This is a genomic window from Sulfurimonas sp. (assembly GCF_023229105.1).
Taxonomy (GTDB): domain Bacteria; phylum Campylobacterota; class Campylobacteria; order Campylobacterales; family Sulfurimonadaceae; genus Sulfurimonas.
The window spans coordinates 1-4793 of record NZ_JALNZY010000107.1; the positions used below are offsets into that span (position 1 = coordinate 1).

Below are 4793 nucleotides of genomic sequence, written 5' to 3' on the forward strand. Positions count from 1 at the left end.
CCTTATCTTAGGCATTAATATTAAACCCCTTTTTCAAGAAATTTACCGTTATAAGTATATGTGTTTTATATGAATTAGATGTTAACTTTTTGTTAATGCAGTGTTAACAATTTTTGATAAAATGTGATCCCCTAAAGTGTAGGTTAAAACAATAGCAAATTTTAAATATTTATAGTAAAATTAAAAAATGATAAATGATTTGGTTTTAAACTATGTACTTCTTTTTGTACTACTTGAGATGTATGAGATAATGTGGCAAAAGGCGCCTAGCATTATGGGAATGCTCCTAAGGATGCATAAATATTACTCAAAAAGCATATTTCTCTTTTTAATAATGCAGCCGACTTTTTACTTTAGTATTGGGTTTGCTATGCTTAGTAATCTTAATATATATGCGATGATTTTGCTCTTTCTTAAAACAGCTGACGTTGCAACCAAGATTCTTCTAATAGAGCAGATTTTTAAGAAAAAGGAACTCTCTAAAGAACTAAGCCAGCTTCTTCTAACGCCGATAAATAATTTTTTACCATATATGGGGCTCTTTATCTATCCCACACTAATTATACTAGCTCTCTGAGTCATAGTATCTGTTTTTTAACTGCGCTTGTTTGGACAAAAACTTTACACTCTGAGATATATCTTCCTTAGCCACGTGATAATCTTTATGAAGCTTCTCTAAGGAGCTATCTATTTTATCATTAAGCGTGTTTCCTAAAGACTCTATCTGCTCTTTTGTGCTCTTTGCTTCACTCTCTTTTATCTCTTTAAACTCTTTTATAATTATACTAAGCTGTGATTGTGATTTTACATACTCTGATTTTACACCCTCTATATCTTTTATCAAATCTCTCATAGTCGCGTAGATGTCATGCAAAGAGGCGTTTTGAGTCCGTAGTTCACTCATCTTATTTGAAGATAAAATCATCTGCTTCATAATCATTTCACTCTGCTCTTTTATGCCACCGAGCCTGTTTTCACTCTCATAAAGGGATGTTTCTACTCCCTGTGCATGTGATTTAATAGAGAGCAGCTCTTTTTCAAACGGTTTTGTAACGCTTGAGAGTTGTCCGAGTGTCTCCTGCGTTATCGTGTTAGCGATTGTCTTTGAGATAGTGCTCATAGCGTGCAAACTCTCTTTTAACTCCTCTATCTCATCAACTATCTCATCTCTACTCTCTACTGCTCTTGTGAGGATTGTTTTTACTTTGTTGAAATGATCTTGCTCTGCCACTCTTAGTATGTCAATATGTTTATGAACAATTTTGTCAAGAGATGGAAGTTCAACCTCGGTAAAATTCTCAAAAGAGTTCTTTACACTCTCATGCAAACCGTGCAACTCTTGAAATTTTTCTAAAAATTTATTTTGATTTATCAGCAAGGAATCAAGCGCTTTTATATCATGCTTAAATCTCTCCCTACTCTCTTCTTGGAGTTGCTTATCTTGATTTTGATTTAAAATCATCTTTCTATCAAACTGCGAACTGAACTCTGCTAACTCCTCTAGCTGCTTAGTTAATACTTGAGAAAATTTATGCTGCATTTTCGCCTGCTCGGCTTGTTGCGTCTGATGCAAGATATTCATAATAATATATAAAATCAAAGAAACCAAGATGGGAATAAAACTCTCTTTTAACGCCATAAACATATCCATAGATTCAGGATGAATTATAAAATGAACAACGGCACTAATAGCACCGATGCCTAGCATAAGCGGTGCATAGTTAATCTTATTTGGCTCTTTTAATATAGATATTTGTCTAAGAAAAAGAAGCGCCATAAATGCAAAAGCCAGCAAGAAATCAGCATCAAACACAATATATCCTTAATATAGTCTCTGGCTATTCTATCATAAACTTTTATAAAACTATATCTAATATCTCGGAAGGTTTTTTTATGATTATTTTTGCATTGCCTTTTGGACTAAATCCCCAGGTTGCGAAAATTGAGTCGATTTGCGCACTTGCTGCGCTTAAAATATCCTTAGAGTTATCTCCAACCATCCACGCTTTATGACTTTTGGCATCATATCCGTAGTGATTAAGTACATAGTTAAGCATCTCAGGACTCGGTTTTGACTCACAAACCATGTCTGCGCCTATAATAACATCAAAAAGAGGCTTTACTTTCAAATGCTCTAGCATCCTAAGGGCAAACTGAGTAGGGGCATTTGTCGCAACGGATATTTTTATATCTGCCTCCACTAGTTTCTTAAGCATCTCCTCTATCCCCTCATAAAGGTAAACATTTTTTGTGCACTGAATCTCATAATGACTCTCAAACAACTCCCTATCTTTTGGATGATAAACCTCTGTTTCATAAAAAAGCATGGCGAGATTTCGCACCTCCATGTTGATAACTTCAACTACATACTCTTCACTAAGTGGCTCTAGATTATAATGCTTCTCTCTTACATAATTGGCAGAGATTGTAATATCTTTTTTTGAATCAAGAAGCGTACCGTCCATATCAAAGATAACAACTTTCATCTCTTTTTTTATCTCATCTTCTCATATATTTCAACAAGAGCATCAACAAAAAACTCACTATCATTTGGGCATTCACAAACTCTATATTCTTTAAATCCTAGTTCATGTGCAATTTCTCTATACTCTATCTCAAGCTCAAAATCAGTCTCTGAATTATCAATTGTAAAAGCTATAGGATAGATAAGCACACCCTTGCCTTTTACCTCTTTTAACTTATCCCCAAGCGAGGGTTTTAGCCACTCCATCGGTCCGACTTTTGACTGATAAGCAAGATGCACCGCATTAAAATTCATCCCAGCTTCAAGAAGCATCCCCTTTAAAATCTCAACATGTTTTTGCACATGTCGCTCATAAACATCGCCTTTTTCAATCACTTTTAGAGGAAGTCCATGAGCTGAAAATATCAGGTCAAAATCCCTGCACTCATGAGCGCTAATGCGTTCTTGAATCCTTTGAAGTATCGCTTTGTTGTAGTTTGTATTTTGAAAAAAGTGTTTAATCTCAACTAAAACAGCATCCCTGCCTTTTGTATGATACTGCTCCTCAAAATCCTCTAAAGATGATTTGGTGGTGGTAGTTGAGAACTGAGGATAAAGAGGAATCAGATAGATTTTTTCAAGATTGTATTTGTTTAGTCTCTCTATAACCTCTGCGGCAAACGGAGGCGTATAACGCATGGCAAAATCAACTATAATCTCATTACCGACTCTACTTTTAAGCTTTTGAACCAAATTTTTAGTATGCCCAACAATAGGTGATTTTCCACCAATTTGTCTATATATTTCTTGTGATTTTTCCGCTCTTGAAAAAGTTATCATAGTCGCTATAAATCTTCTCAAAAGAGAGCTTTTTACAGTTATGATATTTTTATCATTAAACATATTAGTCAAAAAAACTTCAACCTCTTCTAGGTTGTTTGGTCCGCCCATATTTAGTAAAACGATTGCTTCTTTTTTCACAACCTACTCCTCTTTAGCTCTTAAACTTATCTCATATACAATACGCTGTAATGGTAGCATCTCTTCATATATTTTATAAAGCGTATCTATTAGTCTGTCGCCATCTTCTATGAGATTTGGCTCTAAAATTTTATAAACCGCCATCCCTTTGTAAAGACTCAAATCTACGCTTGGCATATCAGAACTAAAACCCCGAGGATATCTTTTATACTCTTTTTCAATCGTTTTATATCCCTTTGCTTCAAGGCTATTTAAAAGTTTATCAAGAGCAACTCTTCGGCTTTCATCTTTTATATATTCACGGTAAGCATCTAACATAGGCTTTTCAAACCATCTTGCCCCAACAGACACAAAAAGCTCCTCAGGGGAAAAGTGAAGATAAAACGAGGATTTTTGAAGCCTGCCTCCACTATTGCCTTGCGTGAAAATAATTCCGATTTTCGATTTTAGTGGTACTTTATTTGCACCCATTCTGCGAGTATCTCTATATATTCTAAAGAGTGATTTATTGATTTTTGGCTCAAAGTCGATTGTTGGCTCAAGCGCCATAAGATGCTCGCCCATCTCAACTACAAAAGCCTTTGATGGATTTAAAATAACTCTCTCATACTCGCTTTTATGCGCCTCAAACCACTCTTTATTGTTATTTTTGCGAATAGCTTCTAAAAAAGCAACCGCATCTTTAAATCCGCTAAACTGTATGATAATGCCTCTTATATTGTAGTCTCTCTAGCAAACTCTTCTCCAAAATCAACACATGACTTTGTGCTCTTTTCATTAGACACGCACTGTATGAAGAATCTTTGTGTGTAGAGTACCTGTAACCTTTATAATGCTCTATTTTCCAATCGACATTGCCGACATAGTAGATTTTGCCCTTTATATTAAAGTAAATCTCACTTACATCTCTTCAAAATCATCTTTTGTAACGCCACAAACTGGGCATCTCCAATCATCAGGAATATCCTCAAAAGCCGTTCCAGCCTCAACCCCAGAGTCAGGGTCTCCAATCTCAGGATCATAAATATAACCACATACCGTACATACATATTTTTTCATGACTTACTCCTAATGCTTTTAAATACTCAAATCTTATAAACAAATCTTTTTGTATAGGTAAGTTTGAAAGATTGTATATTCTATCATCTTTGTATTTAAGCCAGCTTTCTATTTCTAAAAGCAACCGCTATTACTATAAATAAAATCGTATATGTCACAGGTACAAAATCAGGTATCGGCACAGGGTCGCCTTTTGCGTATGAGTGCATTCCCGCAAGGTAATAATTTACCCCAAAATAGGTCATAATAACTGAAGTATATGCCAAAAGTGATATTACACTATAGTTAA

General features: G+C 35.0%; 7 protein-coding genes. 1 reads left to right on the forward strand and 6 read right to left on the reverse strand.

The window, feature by feature from the left end; translation table 11 throughout:
• Positions 1-187 precede the first annotated feature (187 nt).
• The gene (locus M0Q17_RS10615) at positions 188-577 is read left to right on the forward strand and encodes a hypothetical protein (RefSeq protein ID WP_295086669.1); all 390 of its coding nucleotides are present in this window, start codon (positions 188-190) and stop codon (positions 575-577) included.
• Here M0Q17_RS10615 and M0Q17_RS10620 read toward each other — a convergent pair.
• From M0Q17_RS10620 to M0Q17_RS10645, 6 genes are all read right to left on the reverse strand, one after another.
• Positions 566-1813 carry a hypothetical protein gene (locus M0Q17_RS10620; protein ID WP_295086671.1) on the reverse strand — a complete coding sequence of 416 codons (1248 nt, stop codon included), beginning with the start codon at positions 1811-1813 and terminating at the stop codon, positions 566-568. The genes M0Q17_RS10615 and M0Q17_RS10620 overlap by 12 nt on opposite strands.
• A gap of 43 nt (positions 1814-1856) precedes the next feature.
• The gene (locus M0Q17_RS10625; RefSeq protein WP_295086673.1) at positions 1857-2486 is read right to left on the reverse strand and encodes an HAD family hydrolase; all 630 of its coding nucleotides are present in this window, start codon (positions 2484-2486) and stop codon (positions 1857-1859) included.
• 8 nt (positions 2487-2494) lie between these two features.
• On the reverse strand, positions 2495-3445 hold the full coding sequence (hemH, locus tag M0Q17_RS10630) for a ferrochelatase (protein ID WP_295086675.1): 951 nt from the start codon (positions 3443-3445) through the stop codon (positions 2495-2497).
• Positions 3446-3448: 3 nt separating this feature from the next.
• Entirely contained in the window at positions 3449-4162 is a 714-nt protein-coding gene (locus M0Q17_RS10635) for a DUF2461 domain-containing protein (RefSeq protein ID WP_366835361.1), read from the reverse strand.
• A 183-nt stretch (positions 4163-4345) separates the two neighbouring features.
• On the reverse strand, positions 4346-4504 hold the full coding sequence (rd, locus tag M0Q17_RS10640; RefSeq protein ID WP_295086677.1) for a rubredoxin: 159 nt from the start codon (positions 4502-4504) through the stop codon (positions 4346-4348).
• A 95-nt stretch (positions 4505-4599) separates the two neighbouring features.
• The coding region (locus tag M0Q17_RS10645; protein WP_295086679.1) for a hypothetical protein at positions 4600-4793 on the reverse strand (194 nt) is incomplete at its 5' end.